This is a genomic window from Pedobacter sp. 10L46_2, from assembly GCF_056395165.1.
The window spans coordinates 26,194-47,904 of sequence record NZ_JBFTIZ010000041.1 but is presented as its reverse complement, the minus strand read 5'-3'; the positions used below and the strand labels follow the sequence as shown (position 1 = coordinate 47,904).

The following is a 21,711-nucleotide window of genomic DNA, read 5'->3' as shown; positions in this document are numbered from 1 at the left end:
ATGAAGAAAGCCGCATTAAACTTTTCCAGGATATTTGTTGGTATCCTCTTTATATTTTCAGGATTAATAAAAGCCAATGATCCGCTTGGATTTGGTTATAAATTGCAGGAGTACTTTGAAGTGTTCCATATGCCGTTTCTTAGTGGCATGGCTACAGGAATTGCCATATTGCTTTGTGTATTTGAAATTGTATTGGGTGCTTTACTGCTTTTTGGTTTTTGGCGCAAACAGGTAACAACTGGTTTACTGGTGGTTATTATTTTCTTTACATTTCTAACCTTTGTTTCGGCAGCGTTTAAAGTAGTAACCTCATGCGGATGTTTTGGAGATGCCATTCCTTTAACCCCTTGGCAATCTTTTTCTAAAGATCTGGTTTTATTGGCAATGATCGTTTACCTGTTCAAAAACAGGGATAGGATACACCCGGTTACTGAAAATGCCAGATGGCAAAGCGCTTTGTTTGCTATTGTACTTACTTTTTCATTAATGTTTAGTCAGTTCACCTATAGCAGATTGCCTGTGCTAGATTTTCTGCCTTATAAAGTTGGGGCTAGCTTGCCCGATTTGATGAAGATACCTGCCGGGGCACCGCCTGATGAGTATTTAATCATGTACAACATGAAGAATAAGGAAACAGGTGAAACCAAGGTGATGAGTGATAAAGATTATCTGAAAACTGAGATCTGGAAAGATGACAACTGGGAAATTATAGGTGATCCGGAGAGCAAGCTGATTAAAAAAGGCTATGAGCCTAAAATTAAAGATTTACAAATAACCGATGCTTCGGGCACCGATTATACAAAAGAACTAATAGAAAATCCATATTACAATCTGGTAATTGTAGCATACAATTTAAAAGACTCCAATGAGGAAGGTATAGCTAAGTTAAATGCGCTGGCATTAAATGCAACGGAACAATTTAATATCAGGTCCATAATGTTAACCTCCAGTTCAGCACAAGATGCAGATGCCTATAGCAAAAAAATGAAACTGTTTAGTGAAGTCTTTTATGCTGATGCTGTGCCTTTAAAAAGTATGGTGAGGGCAAATCCAGGTGTGCTTTTACTTAAGAACGGTGTTGTTATTAATAAATGGCATTATAATAATGTTCCTTCTTTTGACGAACTTACTAAAATGTATTTTGCTAAATAATCATGTTACAATACGCTTTTAAAAAATTCATCTATGGATTTGCCGTAATGGCAGGCGTAATTGTAGTCGTGTTTGTATTATTTAATGTATTGCCCGGAGATCCCGCAAGGATGACTTTAGGACAACGTTCTGATGTACAATCTTTAGAGGCTGTACGCAAAGAGTTTGGGTTAGATAGATCAAGACCTGTACAATTCTTCCTTTATTTAAATGACCTTTCGCCAATAGGGCTCCACGATAATAATAAGGAGACGAAGGACAAGTACCATTATGTAAAACTGTTTTCTGTTGGCAAAGATGTTATAGCGCTTAAATGGCCTTATTTACGCCGTTCTTATCAAACTAAACGCGATGTAACCACAATTCTTACTGAAACGGTTCCCAATACTTTCATTCTGGCACTTACAGCTATGATATTTGCTACTATAATAGGTGTTTTTTTAGGGGTACTGTCGGCTGTTCATAAAGATAGCTGGATTGATAAGACTGCAAATGCTTTTGCTATTTTGGGTATATCTGCACCTTCTTTTTTCGCCGGGATCATTATAGCATGGTTTTTTGGCTTTGTACTTAGCGATTACACCGGGTTAAATATGTCTGGCAGTTTGTATAGCTATGATCCTTTTGAGGGTGAGGTAACCACCTGGAAAAATCTGTGGTTACCAATGGTAACCCTGGGCTTAAGGCCACTGGCTATTATTGTACAGTTAACGCGCAGTGCGATGTTAGATGTTCTTGCACAGGATTACATTAGAACTGCACGGGCAAAAGGATTAGGGAGAAATGCAATAATTTACAAGCATGCACTTAGAAATGCCCTAAATCCCGTTATCACCGCTATTTCGGGATGGTTTGCTTCACTGCTGGCTGGTTCGTTTTTTGTAGAGTATATTTTTGGTTATAATGGTTTAGGGCGCACTACTGTAACTGCACTGGAGATGTCAGATTTTCCGGTAGTTATGGGGTCTATACTTTTTATTGCCTTTGTTTTTGTAGTAATTAATATTTTTGTAGATATTTTATATGCCTTTGTTGATCCAAGGGTAAAGTTGGCTTAAAATGATGATATTCCTGATTGGATTTATGGGTTGCGGCAAAAGTACTTTAGGTAAAAAATTAGCCACTAAATTAGGTTACGATTTTATAGATCTGGACCATGTACTGGAAGACAAGGTGGGTTCCAATATCGGAGACTATTTTGCGGCTAATGGAGAAGATGCTTTTAGAAGATTGGAAAGCAAATTACTGAAAGAACATAATTACCCTGCAAACTGTGTAGTAGCAACCGGTGGAGGCGCTCCATGTTATTTTGATAATATGGAATGGATGAACGACAACGGGGTTACCATGTATGTCGAAATGTCTCCAATTGCCCTGGCTAAGAGACTGGAAAAAGGTAAAGAAAAACGCCCCTTAATTAAAGATATGAATCATGAGCAGCTGATTGATTTTATTGAAACCAGGTTGGTTGAAAGGAACCGTTTCTATAAACGTGCTATTTTAAGTGTTGATGGAATAAACCTTACACCAGATAAGGCATTGGAGCATTTATCTCAGTTCATCTAAATACTGGTTGGTTTGTTTTTCTACTTCCAGAACTGCAAATTTAATTGCTGAACTTACTCGTTTTGTTTCTGTCTTTACCGGGATTGAAGAAATGGTTGCAAGGGCATCGGCATAGTATTTTCCCCAGGTTGATAGGATGTGCTTTTCCTGCTCGATAGTAGACTTTCCGCTCATAATGGCTTGTTTGCTCAAGCTAAATTCTGTTTTTAATCGAATTAAAGCAGCCGCTTTTACTTCATTAACGGTAAATAATGCGGTGTTTTCATCTGCCGTTACCAGTGTGTAGGCAGTGGTTAGGGCGCTGATACCAACGTTTTTCATAGTTGTTGCTGATACTTTGTCTAGCCGGTCATTATCGGTATGGTAAAAAACATCTGTAAAATGCCACATTAATAAACCCGGGATTTTGTTTTTCAGGAAAGGTGTATGATCGCTACCTCCTTCAAAGGGGTTATAGTTAACCTTCCAGTTTGCATGTTTGCCCTGGTCATTACAAATTTTCATGACCAGATCGTTATAGTAATGAGGGAAAAGATTCTCCTCCTTTACATCTCCGGATCCCCATTCTGAATGTTTATCTGTACCTCTTGTCCATATGGCCGAAGGATCGGGCATTTTTTCTATGAGGAAAGATCCTCCGGTTTTCTCTGTGTTTTCTCCAACCATATCCAGGCTCATTCCCCACATAATTCCCTTTGCCCTTTCGTTATTCTCTTTGATGTACCGCTGGGTAGAAACAATTTCATCACCCCATAAAAAGGTTAGTGTTCTTTGAGGTATAAGTTTCCCTGATTTTACCAGCGATGCAGTAAGTCTTGCCATTTCAGCTAAGGTACCTACCCCAGATGCATTGTCGTTTGCACCAGGTTCCTGTACATGAGCACTATATACAAAACGCTCATTAGGCTTAATGTTCCCTTTTATGTTGGCAATTATAGTTAATTCTTCTGAAGGATAGGTGTTTGTTGCTACAGTAACATTTAGTTTAACAGGACCTTTTGCTATTGCTTTCTTTAGGCGCTCTTTGGCCTTGTATGAAAGATTGATTGCCCAGCCCTTACCATCTGGATTATTAATTCCAGAAAATTGAATAGATGTTTGATACTTCTCGGGTTGGGTATAATCAGGCATTGCATATCCTAAAACTCCCAGAGCCCCCGCATTGATGGCAACATTGAAAAGCCTCCCTGTTCCAATTTCTGAAAATACAATTTTGCCTTTGATGTCCTTATCATCTATGGTGCTGATATCTGCTGGATTTACGTAAATCACCTCAGCTGTAGTACCTCCTATAGGGGTTGAAGAAGAGTTTATCGTAATCATATTGCGATTTGTTTTAAACTCTAATAGAGGCTCATGCTCAACTTCAATGCCTACTGTGGCATTAACCGGCTCCCATGTATTTTGTTTCATCGGACGTTTTTCGATGCGGTAGGTTAATAGGCCTTCCGATTCATCTTTCTGTTCCGCTACGAACCCTGCTTTTTTTAATAGACCTTCTACATAATAAATGCTCTCATTAAAACCCTTGTTGCCAGGCAAACGCCAGTGCTGTTCCACAAAAGATGTAGTTTCAAAGGCGTTTTTTTCATTGAACCCATTGCGGGTAATGTCGAAATAGGATAACGTAGGGTCTTGCGCAAAACTATGCGAAGCATATAATAGCAATCCGGCAAGCAACAGTTTTTTCATGCATATAAAATATGCCGAAAGATACTAAGAATCGCAGAATCGTTATAGGCTATCTACCTGTTAATATCTTGCCTTTTTTTCATAGAGTAATCTACCGAGTATGGTCCAGATCCAATAACCCAAAATAAGACTAATAACAGCAGTACAATAATTGAAAGCCACAATTCAGAATTCAAAGCTGAAAAGCCATGTGACAGGTTGACGAAAAAAACAGCACACAATAATATTGGAATCTGTATCACAGATGCAAACCGTGTAAGCAAGCCTATAGCAATTAAAAGACCTCCTACCAGATGTACAAATCCGACAATGTGAACGGCTACGCTTGCCATCATTCCAGAAAAACCAAATACATTATTCTGTAATAATAGATCTTGAAGCACTGCCGTGTTGCTAACTATTGCAATACCCTTGCTAAAAATGAGAATACCTAAAGCAATACGGATGATGTCTAGCCATTTGGCATGATGTAGATCGCCCCAACGCTCGATTTTTTGAATAACAGTCATGATAATGCCTCCTATTTTATAATGGTCTATTAAAGCTAACTAATTTTGATTAAATAACCAATAGCAAGATATTAACAATCAATATATTATAATGTTTTCCAGGAAAGGTCTGTTTGCTTCTGAAGTATAGATGAAAAAGCGGTTCTGGGAGGTAAATTTAAATATGGATAAGTCACTTTTGACAGGTATAATCCTTGAGGGTGCGCAGGTGTAATTAATGCCGGGGTCTGTTTGTTGACCAGGTAACTCTCAAATTCGTCTACACTTAAAACTCCTTTCCCGATTTTTAAAACCTGACCCATGATAATCCTGATCATCTTGCTTAGGAAGCGATTTGAAGCGATTTGGAAGCGTAACTTGTCGCCGGTGGAGTCTACCGCCAGATTTGCAGACATGACATTACAGATGGTGTGTTCGTATTTATCAGGGCTGGTACAAAAGGGTCTGTAATCTTTATAATTCGGAAGTATTTCAACCGCCTGTTTCATTCTATCAAAATGAAGGTCTTCAAGCAAATAAAAGGAACTGAGGCCACTTAGAAAAGGATCTTTATAAGTGTGGATAAAGTAGTCATAGGACCTTTGTACGGCGTCAAATCGGGCATGTTGCAAGCCATCCATTGCAATGATATCAAATATGGCAATGTTTGCAGGCAAGAGCTTATTTAACCTGAACAAGAGATCAAAATCCCAGGTTTGTTCTATATCCATGTGAAAAAAGAACTGACTGGCGTGTACATGTGCATCAGTACGCCCGCAACCGATAATAAATACAGGAGTCTTTAATACTTGAGTAAGTGCTTTCTCAAGCACACCTTGTACGTTTAGTACTCCGGGTTGTTTTTGCCATCCGTTATAGTGTAAGCCGTTGTAGCCAATGTGAACAAAGTATCTCAATGTCTTATTTTCTAGATCTTCTGCTTAACTCGTCTACAGGCATAGACAACATTCTGCCTACTGGTTGTTTTCCTTTGTAAGTAATCACTTTAAGTGTAGTAGCGTCTTTTGGCGGTGCTAACTTTTCTGTGTACTTAGGGTAAAAACGATCGGGAAATGAATTATCGAAACTGTAATAAATATCAAGCCCAGGTACCTCTGTACTCAATTCGATCATAAGCTGCTTATCTGCCGATCTGCTTACACTAAATATAGGGTCATAAACACTTGGGGCATATTTTGTTTCAGCTACGTCGAGCCTTTTAAAATGCTGCTCAACCCGATTAAAGAAATTGTTCCAGTTTTTCTTTTCAATAGGCGACCATACGGACTCCGCTATGGCCAGCCCTCTTGGCCAGGTCATATATTCTGCCTGGCGGATATTGTAAACTTGTTCAGTCCATAAGTTGGCCTGTCCGCCTTTAATGTATTTTTTGTCAACACCAGCCGGGATAGGATCGAACTCATATGATTTACTTAGTCTTAATGAGGCATATACCTTGGGTTCTGTAATGGGGTCAGCCTGCATATAATCTAGGTAAGCATAAGTAGTTGGACTCATCACTACTTCGTGTTTTCTTTTGGCTGCTTCAATCCCGTATTTCATACCCCGCCAGCTCATCACGCTAGTGTTTGGTGGCATATCTCCATCCAGAATCTCATCCCAACCCATAAATTTCTTACCTTTTGATTCAACGATCTTTTGTGCCCGCTTTTCAAAATAGCCCTGAACCTGATGCATATTTTTTAAGCCTTCCTTTTTCATTAGGGCTTTAATGCTATCACTCTTTTCCCAAAAGTTAAACGGAGCCTCATCACCACCCATATGAATGTATTCGAATGGGAATAATTGGGCTACCTGTGTAATTACAGTATCTAAAAAAGTGTACACTTTTTCATTGGCAGGACAAAGCGTGTTGTCTACTAGAGCAATAGGAGGGGCGCCTCTCGACCAATCCATAATTCGTTCACCAGAACGTACACGGTAGTTCTCGGCACCAGGGGTACATGATAATTCGGGATACGAAGCAATCGCAGCTAAACTATGACCGGGAACATCTATTTCTGGTAGTATATCTACAAATCTTTCTTTAGCATATTGCACCAGATCTCTTATGTCATCCTGGGTGTAAAAACCTCCATAGTTTCGGGGCTCATCAGCGGCAGGAGGGAAGAAGTTTCCGAATTCACCTATCTTTTTAACATTCCATGCACCTACTTCAGTTAATTTTGGCAAACCTTTTATTTCTATTCTCCATCCCTCATCATCAGTTAGATGTAGATGCAGGATATTGTATTTGTATCTTACCATTGCATCTATGTATTGTTTCACTTCTGCTTTGGTGAAAAAATGACGTGCGACATCAAACATTAATCCTCTCCACCCCACTCGTGGATAATCTATTATTTCTACACAAGGAGCTTTCCATTCTATATTTTCAACAGCTTCTTTACTTTCAATTTCTTTAGGAAACAACTGGATAAGACTCTGAACACCATAAAATAAGCCTGCTGGTTTGTTTGCTTTAATGGTAATATGATTAGGTGTTACCGACAATTGATACCCCTCTTTACCTAACGCCGAATTTGCTTTTTCATTTAGGATGAGGTTAATGGTTGATTTTGCAGACGGAGTGCTCACCTCAGCAACGTAACTTCCTGTTGGAATAGAAAGTCTTTCTTGTAAAAAAGCCACCACCTGCTTAATTTCTGCCACTGCCGGAGCTTGTATAACCACATTTGAAGGAAGCAAAAAATACCCCTCACTTTTTATAACTGATACCGGTTCTGGTATAATTGCAATATCCGGTGCATTGTTTACTATAGCAACAGTTTCTGTTGTAGCTTCGGTATTGGGAATAGCATACTGACCGAAGGCAGGAATACTTAAAAGACTTAAACAGAGCAGGTAAAAGGTGTTTTTCATAATTGCCGCAATTTATCAATTTTACTTAAGGGCATCCAAAACCCGGAACAGTTTTTTGCTGATCCCGGAACCAGAATAGTTGTTTATGTTAATTACTATGATATATTTATTGCCGTTCTTGTCGGTGTAATAGCCGGCATAGGCTGATACGTCATTAATACTTCCGCTTTTAAGTCTCATGCCATTGTTTTCCGGCAGGGATTCGTAATAAGCAGGGAACCAGCTTTCCTTTTGACTTTGAAAAAGAACGCTTGCCATTGCTGCGGTTGTTACTCGGGTGCCAGGCGATAAGCCACTGCCATCCAAAATGTTTAACGCGCGACTATCTATGCCTTTTGCGGACCAGTAATTAATTACAGTAGCAGCTCCGTTTTGTGTGGTAGCTTCTTTTCCCGATTTCCAGGCAATGGTTTTTAATAAGTGTTCTCCATATAGGTTCACACTTTTTTTATTGAACCAGTATACAATTTCGCTAAGAGCAGGGGAGCTTATTGTTGTTAATTTTTGGGTTACTACCGGCATTGGTTTTTGTTCTGCCGTCAACTGTCTGGCTGTAGTAGGTGTTTCTGTAGCGCTTATGCCTATACGATGTAAAGTGTCTTGTAATCTAAATGCCGCATCAAAAGCCGGATCAGGCAGTGCTGCCGAAACTCCCGATTTTGAAATGCCAATAGCCCAGCTTCCTCTTAAATACGCAGTAGTGCCAAGTGGAGGTAAATAGGCATAAACCCTGTCTCCTGTGCCCTCAGCGCCCGCCTTCAATTCATTTACAAACTTAATGTAAGGCATTTCAGGGACGGCTTTTAATACTGTTACAGTCCGCTCAGCTTTATTTGCCTTTAAATGAAGATCAAATTGGTTCTCTCTCCAACTCAGTGCCGAAGCCCCTGCACCATAGTAATTACCTATATCTTGCCAAATCCAACCAACCCAATGTAGGGTCTCCGCCGCCAACAATAATCAGGTTTCCTTTTAATGTCCCTTCTGAATTGATGGTGCCGCTGTAGGCTAATGTTGTCTGGTATTGAAAATCTTTACCTAGTAATCCAAATGCAGTTGCTGAGGTGATGGTTTTCAATGTCGACGCAGTAGCCACGCCTATATTCTCATTTTTGGCGAAGATCGTTTGTCCAGTTTTTGCATCCAGTACACATAAAGAGGTTAGTGCATATTTTGCCTGCGGGTCGGCAAGTAAATTATTAAAGGCCTGTTCCAGTTTCTGCACAGGCGCCTGTGCGTAAACAAGACTTTGAGACAATAAGAACAGTAAAAGGAAAAATTTCTTTAACATAGGCATTTTAAAAAAAAAGTGATGTAAAAATAGCAATCGAGCTATTTCTACATCACTAACGTTTTTTACAGATATTTTATATCAGCTCATTTCTTACCAGGAACTCTGCAATCTGTACAGCGTTGGTAGCAGCACCTTTACGCAGGTTATCGGCAACAATCCACATGTTTAATGTGTTTGGCAACGATTCATCACGTCTGATCCTTCCTACAAATACTTCATCTTTTTCATGAGCATCTTTAGGCATCGGGTATTTAAGGTTCGCTGTATCATCAACAACAATGATTCCTTCAGTTTTAGTAAGCAAATCTCTTACATCAGCAAGGTCAAAATCATTCTCAAACTCTATGTTCACTGATTCAGAGTGCCCCCCCATAACCGGGATACGTACTGTAGTAGCAGTAACCCTGATGCTGTCATCGCCCATGATCTTGCGTGTTTCAAGTATCATTTTCATTTCCTCTTTAGTATATCCGTTTTCAGTGAATACATCAATTTGAGGAATAACATTTAAATCAATAGGATATGCGTAAGCCATAGGGCCGTCTGTAATACCTTTACGCTCATTCATTAGTTGTTCTACAGCTTTTACACCAGTACCGGTAACAGACTGGTAGGTAGAAACCACAACGCGTTTGATTCTATATTTATCGTGAAGTGGTTTTAAAGCCACTACCATTTGTATGGTTGAACAGTTAGGGTTTGCAATGATCTTATCATCGATAGATAATTCATTTGCATTAACTTCAGGAACGATCAGTTTTTTTGAAGGATCCATACGCCATGCCGACGAATTATCGATTACTGTTGTACCAGCCTCTGCAAAAAGAGGAGCATATGTTAATGAGGTACCACCACCTGCAATGCTACAGGGATCAATTCAGTTAACGGGAAGTTACGCTCTTCTAATACTTTTAACATTACGGTGCCTACCAGACCGGTGGCGCCAACTACTGCAATTTTCATTTTTTTCTAATTGTTTTTTACTTGTTTTTAATTAATTATAAAGGTTTTATGTTTAATAAGTCCCCAAAGATGTGAAATATTTCAGCATTAAGTAAATGTTTCTGCAAACCAGGGTACTTATAAACAAAAAAGGGAAGTGATTTTTGTAAACCACTTCCCTTTTGTTGTTAAGATATATCTTCTTAAACCAGTTCGCGATTTACGTAATCAAAGCTTTGCTTAATGCTTACAAAAGGATCCTTTGAGAAATTCTCCTGCTCAACAATTAAGTGTTTAAGGCCTGATTCCTTGGCGTGCTTATAAATGCTCTTAAAGTCGATTTTTCCACTTCCTACTTCTGTATTAATCGTATTGTTCGCTTTATCCATATCCTTCACATGCCACATCACAAAACGACCAGGATGTTTCGCAAATAATGCAAGTGGATCGTTCCCGGATCTTACAACCCAGTATAAATCCATCTCAAACTGAACATTTTTCTTGTCGGTTTCCTGAAGCAATATGTCGTATCCGGTAGTATCTCCGTATTTTTTAAACTCAAAATCGTGATTATGGTATGCTAGCTGTAATCCAGATTTAGCACACAGTTCTGCTGCTTCATTTAATCTTGCCGCTACCTTTTTAAAAGCATCAAGATCGGGTCTTAATGATTCATCAAGATATGGACAGGTTAGATATTCCATATTTAAAGTTAAAGCACCTTCAATTAAAGGTTTAACTTCGTCCAGATTGCCGCTTTTAATAAAGCCATCTAAGCCAAAGTGGCCACTAGGAGCTTTTAATCCATTCGCATCAAGCAAACCTTTAAATGTTTTGGCATCTAAACCCCAAAATCCTGCATCAGCAGTATAACCATAGGTTTCAACTTCTTTGTAACCGGCTTTTGCTACCTTTTCTATTACACCTTTAACATCTTTAGGTAGTAATTCTCTTAAGGTATAAAGTTGTAGCCCAATTGGATGCGCACCACCTGCAGCAGGCGTGCTGCTGCAGGCAAAAGATGGTAATAACGCTGCACCTGCAACGGCAATACCTGCCTGCTTAATAAAATTTCTTCTAGAATTCATAGTTTTTGAATTATACATCACAAATATTTACTGCTTCTCTTAATGACTTCATACCGTCTTTACTCTTTGGAATAAATTCCTGGGCAAGATAGCCTTTGAAACCAGTTGCTACAATAGCTTTAATAATAGCAGGATAAAATAGTTCCTGAGTATCATCAATCTCATTTCTTCCGGGTACTCCGGCCGTGTGATAATGAGAAATGTATTGGTGGTTATTTGTTATTGTACTGATAACATTCCCCTCGTCAATTTGCATATGGTAAATGTCATAAAGCAATTTAAAGTTTTCAGAGCCTAACCTTTTACATAGTTCGACACCCCAAGGGGTATTATCGCACTGATAATCTCCATGGTTAACTTTACTGTTAAGTAGCTCCATAACCACTACTACATTATGCTTTTCAGCAATTGGAAGTATTTGTTTTAAGCCTTCAACACAGTTTTTTAATCCTGTCTCATCGTCTTTACCCCTACGGTTTCCGCTGAAGCAGATCAATTGCTTGTAGCCCGCTTCGGCAACCTTCGGAATCATTTCTGAATAGTTTTTAATCAGTGTTGCATGAAATTTAGGATCATTCCACCCGTCCGGGATACTGATTTCTGCACCATTACACATTGAAGAGTATAAGCCATGTTTCTTTAACGTAGCCCAATCATTAGGGCCAACAAGGTCTATCGCTTTAATGCCGATTTTTTTTGCCTCAATACATAAAGTATCAAGATCTACGCTTCCAAAGCACCAACGGCAAACAGAATGATTTACATTTCCTTTTAACATAGTTGACTTATATGGGTCAAGAGCAAAAGCGGGCAAAGCTGCCGAAACACCTAATGCGGCGGTTCCGGCAACGATATTTTTCAGTGCAGTTCTCCTGCTTAATTCTGATTCCATTTTTTTAAATATCTAAATTTTGATTTGGTTCAAATAGATTAATGGGCAATAGCTTCTTCTTCAATTTTCTTCTTGTCATTGAAAGTTAGTGCAAACAATAAGAAAACTACAAATGCAATACCAGATGGGATTAGCCACACCATTTTCCAGTCGGCAGCTCCGTTGGCACCTTTGTAAGTATCTGTAATCCATCCTGCAACTTCAAATCCAATAAGCATACCAACACCATATGTTGCTAACGTGATTAATCCCTGAGCAGCACTTTTATATCTTTCACCAGCTTTTGAATTGGTGTAGATCTGTCCTGATACAAAAAAGAAATCATAGCAAATACCATGTAATGCAATGCCAATCAGAATCATAAAGCTAAGCTCTCCTGCATTTCCATAGGCAAATAATAAATACCTAACAGACCATGCCAGCATACCCACAAGAATGGTTTTTTTGAATCCATATTTTTTGAAAAAGAATGGAATCAATAGTAAAAATAGCGCCTCTGAAATTTGTCCTATTGCCATTTTACCGGTAGGCCCTTCAACACCGATATTAGATAAGAAAGGGTGGGCATTTTGGTAATAGAATGCCAGAGGGATACAGATTAGGATAGCAGAAACAAAGAATATAGCAAAGTTTTTATCCTTTAATAGTTTCAAAGCGTCAAGACCTAAAATATCACCGATCTTTACTTTTTCACCTGCAGCTACTTTTGGTGGCGTTTTAGGTAATGTGAAACTAAATAAGCCTAAGCCTAATGAGGCAATACCAGCCATAAGGAAAGTATTTTTCAATAAACCTGCAGACAAGGCCTCAGGTGAATCCCAAATGAATACATAACTGATAATTAGTCCAGCTGTAATCCAACCGATAGTTCCCCAAATCCTGATAGGAGAGAACTCTTTCTCCGGATCTTTCATCTGGTTAAAGGATACTGAATTCACCAATGCAAGTGTTGGCATATAAAGGATCATATAGCCTAATACGTATGGATAAAAAACAGATATATCTGCAGCAGTATACATTTGGTACATTAAAGCAGCACCAAGAAGGTGTAAAACACCAAGGATTTTTTCTGCATTGAAAAATCTATCGGCAATTAAGCCGATAATAAAAGGGGCAACTATTGCTCCCCATGATTGGGTTGAAAAAACAGCGGCAGTTTCTGAGCCAGAAGCAGAAAGGTTCTTGTCCAGAAAAGTACCTAAGGTAACAAACCATGATCCCCAGATAAAAAATTCTAGGAACATCATGATTGATAATTTAACACGGTTAGTCGTATTCATATTCGGGTTTTCGTTATTCTTTAAAAGTTAAATTATAGTTCTTTAATCATAATGTTACGGTACCAAACAGCATCTCCATGATCCTGAAGAGCTATTTTGCCTGATTTAAAAGTTCCAAATCCTTCCCAGCCAGCAAACTTGCTTTTTGAAACAAGATTTTTCCAGTTTTCATCCCAGAGTGTAGTAGTTACCACTTTAACGCCATTTAATCTTAATTCAAGGGCTCCATTGTTACTGATTACTTCAGCTGTATTCCATTCTCCAACAGGTTTTACCGGTTCAGAGTTACTTTTAACAAGATCATACAAATCTCCCGCTCTGTGCTTGGTTATCTTTCCGTCCGGATGACCATCGTTGTCCAGCACCTGCATTTCTAAACCTGTACTGTATGTAGCACCATATTTCGGGTCTTCGTGTACATAGAAAATTATACCGCTATTCGCTTTAGGAGCTACTTTCCATTCCAGTTTTAAATGGAAATTGCTGTATTCCTTATCTGTCACTAAATCACCTCCACCATCATTTTGGCCGTTTGGATCAAAGTGGAGTGTTCCATCTTCTACTTTCCATTTACTGCCGGCGGTTGTTTTTCCATATGTATGCCATCCGGCAGTGGATTCACCATTAAATAGTTTGGTGAATCCTTTGGTGCCTTTTTGACTTTTTGTACTACTGCAGCTCATTATTGTTGTTAAGATCAGCGCAGAGAAAATGTATTTTTTCATTATGTGGTTTAAAATTGTTCTTTATTTTTTATGCGCCCAAAGTCCAGCCTTTGYGATACTCACGTTTCACATATTGGTTCACATCATCAAGGTTAGTAACCTTCATCAGGTCGTTATCCCAAAGTAATTTAATATTACGGCCAGGATAAGAGATTTTTCCTTCACTGTTTTTACGTTGAACATCTACACCACGTATAGCAAGGTTTGCCATTAACAAGGCTTCTGTAAGCGGGCCTGCAATTTCAAAAGGAGAACTTACTTCCTGCTTGCCATAACCGGCAATAGCAGCTTCAACCCATTGTTTGTAGTGGCCACCTGCGCCACCTTGTACGCGGGCAAATTTTTGCGCTACCTTGATGTCTTTGTTTTTAGTTAAAGGAAGTAATTTCGGATTTGCGCTATAAGTTTCGCTCATCATTTTACCTTTTGTACCAATAAATAAGGTACCATTACCACCGTCTCCAAAGGTTTCGTTTGCTTGTAATTCTTCTGGTCTTTCAGGTTGGATACCACCATCCATCCAGTGTACAGTAACATCGCCCTTGGTCTTAGTTGTTTTAGGGAATTTTAATGTAACGTGACTTGATGGAGGACAACTATCAGGGAAATATCCTCTTTTGAATTCATCAACATATACAGAACCAACACTCGCCTGAACTTCGCTTGCATATTTTAAATTCAATACGCTAAACGGAGCTTCTAGTAGGTGACAGCCCATATCTCCAAGAGCACCAGTACCATAATCCCACCAGCCACGCCAGTTAAACGGAACCAATTTATCTACATAGTCTTTGTATGGGGCAGTACCTAACCAAAGATCCCAATCAAGATCTGATGGCACCTGAGCTTTGTTAGCCGACCATGGAATACCTTGAGGCCATACCGGACGATCTGTCCATGCATAAACCGTGTGTACATCTCCAATCAATCCTGCGTCATACCATTCTTTCATTTGTCTTGGGCCATCATTTGAAGCACCCTGATTTCCCATTTGGGTAACCACTTTATATTTTTTAGCAGCAGCTGTTAAAGCTCTTGCCTCATAAATATCATGAGTTAAAGGTTTTTGCACATACACATGCTTACCCAATTGCATTGCTGCAAGGGCAATAATGGCATGGTTATGATCTGGAGTAGAAACAGAAACAGCATCAAAATTTTTAGCTTCTTTATCCATCAATTCGCGCCAATCTCTATAATATTTAGCTTTAGGGAAAGCTTTTACACTATTCGCAGCTCTTGAATCATGCACATCGCATAAAAAACCAATATCGGCTTTTCCACTTTTTGCAAATTCAGCAATATCAGATTGACCTTTTCCGCCTGCACCAATTCCCGCTACAATTAATCTGTCGCTAGGAGCTAAAAATCCTTTTCCGCCCAAAACGTGACGCGGAACTATCATAAATGCAGATGCAGCAATAGCTGATGTTTTTAGAAAACTACGTCTGTTGGTAGCATTCTGATCTTTTTTTGTTTCTTCCATGGTTCTATTTGGTTAGGTAGGTTGAATTATTTTTTAAGTGATAAAATATATTTTACCATTTCTTTTGCATCGTCTTTACTTAATGTTGGGTGCGGAGTCATTGGAATTGCACCCCAAACACCTTGTCCACCTGCAATGATCTTATCAGCCAGATGGTCAATGTTCTCTTCAGTTGCAGGATATTTACCAGCCACATTTACATAAGCAGGTCCAACAAGTTTTTGAGTTTTGCTATGACATGCAAGGCAGTCAGACTTAGAAATAAGTGCTTCGCCTTTTCCCTTTTCTGCAGTGGCAGCTGGAGCTGCCGGTGTAGTTGCAGCTGGTGCAGGTGCTGCTGCTTCCTTTGCAGCCGTATCAGTAGCGGCAGGGGTTGTAGCTTCAGTTGCAGGAGTCGATGCTGATGTGTTAGCTGAATCTGCAGCTTTATTTGCTGCGGCTCTTTCTTCCGGACTTGCACATGAGGCCATAAAGATTGCTAAACAGCCTAAAACTAATAATGTTCTTTTCATTGTTGTGTTGTATTATTTATCTAAACCTAAAATTCTGTTATTGAAATCATCGTCACCACCAGAAGCAGCAAAATCATCGAATGCTTTAGTGGTTACTTTAATGATATTCTTTTTAATGAATTCCGCGCCTTCTCTGGCGCCAACTTCAGCATCCTTAATGCAGCATTCCCATTCCATTACCGCCCATCCTTTGTAATCATATTGCGCAAGCTTACTGAATATGGTTTTGAAATCTACTTGTCCATCACCAGGAGAACGATATCTTCCGGCACGATTCGCCCAGCTTTGGTAACCACCAAATGTTCCTTGTTTACCTGTTGCATTAAATTCAGAATCTTTAACATGGAATGCCTTTATGCGCTCATGATAAAAATCAATATACTGAATATAATCAAGCTGTTGTAAAACAAAGTGTGAAGGATCGTAAAGCAAGCACGCACGAGGGTGATTGTTTACTTTTTCAAGGAACATCTCATAAGTGATGCCATCAAAGAGGTCTTCGCCTGGGTGTATCTCGTAACATACATCTACACCACAGGTATCAAACTCATTTAATATTGGAGTCCATCTTTTTGCAAGCTCGGTAAAAGCTGCATCAACAAGTCCTTCCGGACGTTGAGGCCACGGATGGAACATATGCCATAACAATGAACCACTAAATGTAGCATGTGCATTTAAACCAAGATTCTGAGAAGCTTTTGCAGCATATTTTAATTGCTGTACTGCCCATTCTGTTCTTGCTTTTGGATTGTTTTTATACTGATCAGGAGCAAAGGCATCAAATGCAAGGTCATATGCCGGATGTACAGCAACCAGCTGACCTTGTAAATGTGTCGACAATTCCGTGATTTCCAAACCGTATGATCTAACCTTACCGGTTAATTCATCAGCATAAGTTTTGCTTTCTGCTGCTTTTTGAAGGTCAATAAACCTTGCGTCAAGCGTGGGTACCTGGATACCCTTAAAGCCTAAGCTTGCCGCCCATTCACAAATAGCATCTAAAGAATTAAAAGGAGCCTCATCACCAATAAATTGAGCAAGGAAAACTCCGGGACCTTTAAGTGTTGTCATGATATTTTTTATATTTTAAAATCTGTCCATTTTTGATCAGACTGACTTGAAGCTACTACTGTATCAATAAATGCCATACCTCTTACACCATCTTCAACCCTTGGGAAATCCAGCATGGCTTCTGTAGGAGTTGTTCCATGGATTTTAGCCGAAACCGTAAGTGCAAAATTTCTATAAATGTTTGCAAAAGCTTCCAGGTAGCCTTCCGGATGTCCGCCTGGAACACGTAAGTTGTGTTTTGCAATATCTGAAAGATAAGCTTGTCCTGCGCGGTAAATCTGAGCTGGTTCATTAAGCCATTTTAAAGTAAGCGTATTTGGCTCTTGCTGGTTCCACTCTAATCCGCCTTTTTCTCCATATACTCTAATTTTTAAAGCATTTTCTTCACCTGCAGCTACCTGAGATGCTGATAATACACCGCTTGCGCCATTGTCAAATTTCAAAAGTACGTTACCGTCGTCATCAAGTGCCCTTCCCTGAACTACAACGTTCAGATCGGCACATAGCTTAGTGATTTTTAAGCCTGAAATATACTCTGCTAATTGCGCAGCGTGTGTTCCTATATCTCCCATACAACCGCTTTTTCCACTTTTGGTTGGGTCAGTGCGCCATGCGGCCTGGGCATTTCCTTCTCTTTCGGTAAGGGTGCTTAGCCATCCCTGAGGATACTCAACCATGATTTTTCTAATGGCACCAAGTTTTCCTTCTTTTACCATTTGTCTGGCTTGTTTTACCATTGGATAACCAGAGTAGGTATGAGTTAAGCATAGAATTAAGCCAGTTTCCTGTACTTTTTGCTGTAATAACTTAGCTTCTTCAAGAGATAATGCAATTGGTTTTTCAATTACCACGTTAAACCCATGATCCAAGGCCATCATTGCAGGAGCAAAGTGGGCAAAATTTGGGGTAACAATAGTTACAAAGTCGATACGTTTGTCAGCAGGTAATTTGCTTTCTTTCTCAATCATTTCCTCAAAGTTCATATAAACCCTGTCTTCCGGAAGGAATAACATTTCACCAGATTCTCTGGCAATTTCGGGGTGTATACTCAATGCTCCGCAGCAAAACTCTACCTGGCCGTCAATGTTAGCGGCAATACGATGAACTGCACCGATAAACGCGTCTTTACCGCCGCCTACCATGCCCATTCTAATTTTTCTTGTCTTCATTAAATGTTACCTTTTTTTAATTCACTAACTGCAAAATCACAAGCTCTTGCTGTTAAAGCCATATATGTTAATGATGGATTCTGGCATGCAGCTGAAGTCATGCAAGAACCATCTGTTACAAATACATTTTTTACTTCATGCATCTGATTCCATTTATTTAATACCGAAGTTTTAGGGTCATGTCCCATGCGGGCAGTTCCCATTTCGTGTATTGCCATACCTGGAGCAGATCCGTTGTCATAAGTTTTTACGTCTTTAATTCCTGATGCTTCAAGCATTTCTGCAGCATCATTCATCATGTCAACGCGCATTTTTTGTTCATTATCTTTAAACTCACAATCAATAGCCAATACAGGTTGACCCCATTTGTCTTTTTTGCTTTTGTCTATATAAACACGGTTTTCGAAATATGGGAGAGACTCACCGAAACCTCCTAATCCCATGTTCCATGCACCTGGTGTAGTCATTTGATCTTTAAATTCAGCACCAAATGCCATTTCAGCAACATCAGCATGCCAGTTACCTCTGCTTGCACCACCCTGATAGCCGAAACCTCTTACGTAGTCGCGTTTATCATTGCCCATGTTCCTATATCTAGGTATATAGATTCCGTTTGCTCTGCGGCCATAAGTATATTTGTCGTCAAAACCTTCAGCTCTTCCAGATGCACCACAACGGAAGTGGTGATCCATTAAGTTATGTCCCAATTGTCCACTGCCATTACCTAATCCATCAGGGAACTCAGCAGATGTAGAGTTAAGCAATAGGAAAGTTGAGCCTAAAGTTGATCCGTTTACAAAAACGATCTTTGCAAAATATTCTATAGTTTCTTTTGTTTCTGAGTCTATTACTACAACACCTTTTGCTTTTTTGGTTTCTTTATCATAGATAATGGTGTTTACTAATGAAAAAGGACGTAAAGTAAGGTTTCCTGTAGCTACAGCTGCAGGTAGGGTAGATGACTGAGTGCTAAAATAAGCTCCAAACGGACAACCTCTGCTGCAAAGATTACGGTATTGGCAAGATCCTCTTCCTCCATGAGGGACAGTTAAATTGGCTGTACGGCCAATTGTCATGATTCTCGATTTTTTCCACTTATCTTCAATACGTTTCTTTACATCTTTTTCAACGCAGTTCATCTCCATTGGGGGTAGGAATTGACCATCAGGTAATGCCGGCCAGCCTTCTACTTGTCCGCTGATACCTGCAAATTTCTCTACATAGTCATACCATGGAGCAATATCTTTATATCTGATTGGCCAGTCAACACCATGCCCATCTTTAAGGTTGTCTTCAAAGTTAAGATCGCTAAAACGGTAACTCTGTCTGCCCCACATCAGTGATTTTCCACCAACATGAAATCCGCGGTACCAGTCAAAACGTTTAATTTCTGTATACGGGCAATCGTGGTCATTTACCCAATAACTCTCGTTGAATTCCGAGTATGGATAATCTCTCTTTTGCACCGGATGCGCTTCTTTTTGTGCTTCGGTTATTCTTCCACGGTGTTCAAACTCCCATGGTTTCTTTGTAGCGGTAGTATAGTCTTTTATGTGCTCAATGTTTCTTCCTCTTTCAAGTAATAGAACTTTTAAGCCCTTTTCTGTTAGTTCCTTTGCTGCCCAGCCACCACTAATTCCAGATCCTACAACAATGGCGTCATATGTATTGTTAGCTGTCGCTTTCGTATTTAAATTGCTCATTTTAATGCTATAAAAGGTTTATGCCCAAACTTTTTGACCAGGTTTCAAATCCACACAGCCATCATAGCGGCCAGGGATATCAACATAAGCCATTGCTTTTGTTGCTCCAATCTCAGAGGTGAAATAACCTAGTAAGGTTAGATCTCTAATGATAGAAAAGAAACGTGGTTCTGTTTTCGGCTTGTCCTTTGGTAGTATTGATGCGAAGCCGGCATTTTCGGTTTGAGACTTTGCCTTATCAGGGTCAGTTTTTTGAGCGTCTGCCTCTTTTTGTTTATCCTGTTCAGCTTTGGTAGCAGCAATAGTCTCTTCTCTGAGTTTACTAAGCAATTGTGTGCGCTCGGCCGGAGAAATTTCCAGGAAAGATTTTTTAAACTGGTCTTTAGATTGCTCTTCAAGAGCATCAAGTCCTTTCACAAATGCCTTTTGAGCATCCTCGGGATAACAATCTTTTACCATTAAGGCTATAAACGGGCCTACTCCTGCAGCCTTTGCACCCGGCGAGCTCGTTGTAGGGATAATGATGTCGGCAACTTCGGTAATCAGTTTAAGCTGGTTATCATCAAATAATTTGCCATTGGTTTTAGTAGATGGTGAGTTACAACTATCAAGAAATACTCCTATCGTAGTTGCAGATAAAGCTCCTCCCATTAGGAAGGCCATATTCCTCACTGCTTCTCGTCTGTCCATATTTGGTGTTTTAGGTGTTTTGGTGTATTGTTGGTTGCACTAAAGATTTTTGAATAGGTTCGTTCATTTATTTATTTTTGTGGAAATCCAAATCAGTCATGATTGAGAATATAGTAGTTTTAGGCTCTAACGGCCAGATAGGCACAGAGCTGGTAACGGCTTTACGTAAAGTGTATGGAGAGTCAAATGTTATTGCGTGTGACATTCGCCGGCCCGATTATGACATCAAGAATTCGGGGCCTTTTGAATTTGTAAATGTTCTGGAAAAAGATACTTTAAACAGTATTTTTCAGAAATATCAGCCAACACAGGTTTATTTACTGGCTGCCTTATTATCTGCAACAGGCGAGCAAAATCCTAAGCTTGCCTGGGACCTTAACATGAATGGCTTACTTAATATCTTAGATTTGGCAATTACTTATAAAACAGCAAAAGTATACTGGCCAAGTTCCATAGCTGTTTTTGGTCCAAATTCGCCTAAAGATCATACCCCTCAGTTTTGTGTGATGGATCCCAATACCGTTTATGGAATTAGTAAACTGGCAGGTGAACGTTGGTGTGAATATTATAACCAAAAGTACAATTTAGATGTACGAAGTATCCGTTACCCAGGCCTAATAAGCTGGAAAGCTGCACCGGGTGGAGGAACTACAGATTATGCCATCCATATTTTTCATGATGCGTTAAAAAAAGGAACGTATGCATCGTTTTTAAATGCCGCAACAGAATTACCAATGATGTATATGGATGATGCCATCCGTGGTACTATAGAATTGATGGATGCTGAGGCATCAAAAATTACTATCCGTTCCAGTTATAATTTTGCGGGGGTAAGCTTTACTCCGGAGATTTTAGCAGCGGAGATCAGAAAGCATATTCCGGAATTTACATTAACTTACACCGAAAATGACCCCCGCCAAAACATCGCAGATAGTTGGCCAAGGTCCATTGACGACAGTTTCGCTGTGAAAGAATGGGGATGGAAGCCAGAGTTTGACCTTTCAAAACTTACGCTTGACATGATTAAGAATTTAAAGAAATAGTATTTACTAACTACTAAATAACCACCAAAGAGAAT

General features: G+C 39.5%; 18 protein-coding genes and 2 pseudogenes. 4 read left to right on the top strand and 16 right to left on the bottom strand.

Features of this window, described 5'->3' with window-relative positions:
* Genes AC1DDX_RS06905 through AC1DDX_RS06895 form a run of 3 tightly spaced genes read left to right on the top strand, consistent with a single transcriptional unit; the run spans window position 1 to window position 2,718 of the window.
* Complete coding sequence (locus AC1DDX_RS06905) at window positions 1–1,152, top strand: BT_3928 family protein (protein WP_337717912.1); 1,152 nt, start codon at window positions 1–3, stop codon at window positions 1,150–1,152.
* A 2-nt stretch (window positions 1,153–1,154) separates the two neighbouring features.
* Entirely contained in the window at window positions 1,155–2,210 is a 1,056-nt protein-coding gene (locus tag AC1DDX_RS06900; protein ID WP_337717910.1) for an ABC transporter permease, read from the top strand.
* A 1-nt stretch (window position 2,211) separates the two neighbouring features.
* Window positions 2,212–2,718 carry a shikimate kinase gene (locus AC1DDX_RS06895; protein WP_288882546.1) on the top strand — a complete coding sequence of 169 codons (507 nt, stop codon included), beginning with the start codon at window positions 2,212–2,214 and terminating at the stop codon, window positions 2,716–2,718.
* On the opposite strand, the gene AC1DDX_RS06890 is transcribed toward AC1DDX_RS06895, so the two are convergent.
* From AC1DDX_RS06890 to AC1DDX_RS06815, 16 genes and pseudogenes are all read right to left on the bottom strand, one after another.
* Complete coding sequence (locus AC1DDX_RS06890; protein ID WP_337717908.1) at window positions 2,701–4,410, bottom strand: M28 family peptidase; 1,710 nt, start codon at window positions 4,408–4,410, stop codon at window positions 2,701–2,703. The genes AC1DDX_RS06895 and AC1DDX_RS06890 overlap by 18 nt on opposite strands.
* Window positions 4,411–4,463: 53 nt before the next feature.
* On the bottom strand, window positions 4,464–4,919 hold the full coding sequence (locus AC1DDX_RS06885) for a DoxX family protein (protein ID WP_048903699.1): 456 nt from the start codon (window positions 4,917–4,919) through the stop codon (window positions 4,464–4,466).
* An 86-nt stretch (window positions 4,920–5,005) separates the two neighbouring features.
* Window positions 5,006–5,815, bottom strand: a complete 810-nt coding sequence (locus tag AC1DDX_RS06880; RefSeq protein WP_288882544.1) for a tRNA pseudouridine synthase A — start codon at window positions 5,813–5,815, stop codon at window positions 5,006–5,008.
* Window positions 5,816–5,819: 4 nt separating this feature from the next.
* Window positions 5,820–7,781 carry a beta-N-acetylhexosaminidase gene (locus tag AC1DDX_RS06875; RefSeq protein WP_337717906.1) on the bottom strand — a complete coding sequence of 654 codons (1,962 nt, stop codon included), beginning with the start codon at window positions 7,779–7,781 and terminating at the stop codon, window positions 5,820–5,822.
* 21 nt (window positions 7,782–7,802) lie between these two features.
* Window positions 7,803–9,072: pseudogene (locus AC1DDX_RS06870) on the bottom strand (D-alanyl-D-alanine carboxypeptidase/D-alanyl-D-alanine-endopeptidase).
* A gap of 76 nt (window positions 9,073–9,148) precedes the next feature.
* A pseudogene (locus tag AC1DDX_RS06865) lies at window positions 9,149–10,038 on the bottom strand (aspartate-semialdehyde dehydrogenase).
* 182 nt (window positions 10,039–10,220) lie between these two features.
* The gene (locus AC1DDX_RS06860) at window positions 10,221–11,105 is read right to left on the bottom strand and encodes a sugar phosphate isomerase/epimerase family protein (RefSeq protein WP_172659364.1); all 885 of its coding nucleotides are present in this window, start codon (window positions 11,103–11,105) and stop codon (window positions 10,221–10,223) included.
* 10 nt (window positions 11,106–11,115) lie between these two features.
* Complete coding sequence (locus AC1DDX_RS06855; RefSeq protein WP_172659365.1) at window positions 11,116–11,997, bottom strand: hydroxypyruvate isomerase family protein; 882 nt, start codon at window positions 11,995–11,997, stop codon at window positions 11,116–11,118.
* A 38-nt stretch (window positions 11,998–12,035) separates the two neighbouring features.
* On the bottom strand, window positions 12,036–13,277 hold the full coding sequence (locus tag AC1DDX_RS06850; protein ID WP_048903704.1) for an MFS transporter: 1,242 nt from the start codon (window positions 13,275–13,277) through the stop codon (window positions 12,036–12,038).
* A gap of 32 nt (window positions 13,278–13,309) precedes the next feature.
* A complete protein-coding gene (locus AC1DDX_RS06845; protein ID WP_172659366.1) occupies window positions 13,310–14,002 on the bottom strand; it encodes a 3-keto-disaccharide hydrolase in 693 nt (230 codons plus the stop codon).
* A 28-nt stretch (window positions 14,003–14,030) separates the two neighbouring features.
* Window positions 14,031–15,488 carry a Gfo/Idh/MocA family protein gene (locus AC1DDX_RS06840; RefSeq protein WP_477621889.1) on the bottom strand — a complete coding sequence of 486 codons (1,458 nt, stop codon included), beginning with the start codon at window positions 15,486–15,488 and terminating at the stop codon, window positions 14,031–14,033.
* Window positions 15,489–15,514: 26 nt separating this feature from the next.
* Entirely contained in the window at window positions 15,515–16,000 is a 486-nt protein-coding gene (locus tag AC1DDX_RS06835) for a c-type cytochrome (protein ID WP_288882541.1), read from the bottom strand.
* A gap of 12 nt (window positions 16,001–16,012) precedes the next feature.
* Window positions 16,013–17,071, bottom strand: coding sequence for a sugar phosphate isomerase/epimerase family protein (locus AC1DDX_RS06830; RefSeq protein WP_288882539.1), 1,059 nt, complete (start codon window positions 17,069–17,071; stop codon window positions 16,013–16,015).
* A gap of 8 nt (window positions 17,072–17,079) precedes the next feature.
* A complete protein-coding gene (locus AC1DDX_RS06825; protein ID WP_172659370.1) occupies window positions 17,080–18,240 on the bottom strand; it encodes a Gfo/Idh/MocA family protein in 1,161 nt (386 codons plus the stop codon).
* Window positions 18,240–19,943, bottom strand: coding sequence for a GMC family oxidoreductase (locus AC1DDX_RS06820; protein ID WP_337717902.1), 1,704 nt, complete (start codon window positions 19,941–19,943; stop codon window positions 18,240–18,242). The genes AC1DDX_RS06825 and AC1DDX_RS06820 overlap by 1 nt, the downstream gene beginning before the upstream one ends.
* 18 nt (window positions 19,944–19,961) lie before the next feature.
* Window positions 19,962–20,633: a gluconate 2-dehydrogenase subunit 3 family protein gene (locus AC1DDX_RS06815; RefSeq protein ID WP_048903711.1), complete on the bottom strand. Its 672-nt coding sequence runs from the start codon at window positions 20,631–20,633 to the stop codon at window positions 19,962–19,964.
* A gap of 98 nt (window positions 20,634–20,731) precedes the next feature.
* Between AC1DDX_RS06815 and AC1DDX_RS06810 the strand changes: the two genes are divergently transcribed.
* Window positions 20,732–21,676 carry an NAD-dependent epimerase/dehydratase family protein gene (locus AC1DDX_RS06810; protein WP_172659372.1) on the top strand — a complete coding sequence of 315 codons (945 nt, stop codon included), beginning with the start codon at window positions 20,732–20,734 and terminating at the stop codon, window positions 21,674–21,676.
* Window positions 21,677–21,711: the final 35 nt, after the last annotated feature.

Bases quoted from the DNA above. Each gene is read 5' to 3' on its own strand.
- AC1DDX_RS06895 (WP_288882546.1), top strand. From the start codon at position 2,212: ATGATGATATTCCTGATTGGATTTATGGGTTGCGGCAAAAGTACTTTA.
- AC1DDX_RS06845 (WP_172659366.1), bottom strand. From the start codon at position 14,002: ATGAAAAAATACATTTTCTCTGCGCTGATCTTAACAACAATAATGAGC.
- AC1DDX_RS06825 (WP_172659370.1), bottom strand. From the start codon at position 18,240: ATGAAGACAAGAAAAATTAGAATGGGCATGGTAGGCGGCGGTAAAGAC.
- AC1DDX_RS06885 (WP_048903699.1), bottom strand. From the start codon at position 4,919: ATGACTGTTATTCAAAAAATCGAGCGTTGGGGCGATCTACATCATGCC.
- AC1DDX_RS06860 (WP_172659364.1), bottom strand. From the start codon at position 11,105: ATGAATTCTAGAAGAAATTTTATTAAGCAGGCAGGTATTGCCGTTGCA.
- AC1DDX_RS06850 (WP_048903704.1), bottom strand. From the start codon at position 13,277: ATGAATACGACTAACCGTGTTAAATTATCAATCATGATGTTCCTAGAA.
- AC1DDX_RS06875 (WP_337717906.1), bottom strand. From the start codon at position 7,781: ATGAAAAACACCTTTTACCTGCTCTGTTTAAGTCTTTTAAGTATTCCT.
- AC1DDX_RS06810 (WP_172659372.1), top strand. From the start codon at position 20,732: ATGATTGAGAATATAGTAGTTTTAGGCTCTAACGGCCAGATAGGCACA.
- AC1DDX_RS06890 (WP_337717908.1), bottom strand. From the start codon at position 4,410: ATGAAAAAACTGTTGCTTGCCGGATTGCTATTATATGCTTCGCATAGT.
- AC1DDX_RS06900 (WP_337717910.1), top strand. From the start codon at position 1,155: ATGTTACAATACGCTTTTAAAAAATTCATCTATGGATTTGCCGTAATG.
- AC1DDX_RS06830 (WP_288882539.1), bottom strand. From the start codon at position 17,071: ATGACAACACTTAAAGGTCCCGGAGTTTTCCTTGCTCAATTTATTGGT.
- AC1DDX_RS06835 (WP_288882541.1), bottom strand. From the start codon at position 16,000: ATGAAAAGAACATTATTAGTTTTAGGCTGTTTAGCAATCTTTATGGCC.
- AC1DDX_RS06820 (WP_337717902.1), bottom strand. From the start codon at position 19,943: ATGAGCAATTTAAATACGAAAGCGACAGCTAACAATACATATGACGCC.
- AC1DDX_RS06855 (WP_172659365.1), bottom strand. From the start codon at position 11,997: ATGGAATCAGAATTAAGCAGGAGAACTGCACTGAAAAATATCGTTGCC.
- AC1DDX_RS06905 (WP_337717912.1), top strand. From the start codon at position 1: ATGAAGAAAGCCGCATTAAACTTTTCCAGGATATTTGTTGGTATCCTC.
- AC1DDX_RS06815 (WP_048903711.1), bottom strand. From the start codon at position 20,633: ATGGACAGACGAGAAGCAGTGAGGAATATGGCCTTCCTAATGGGAGGA.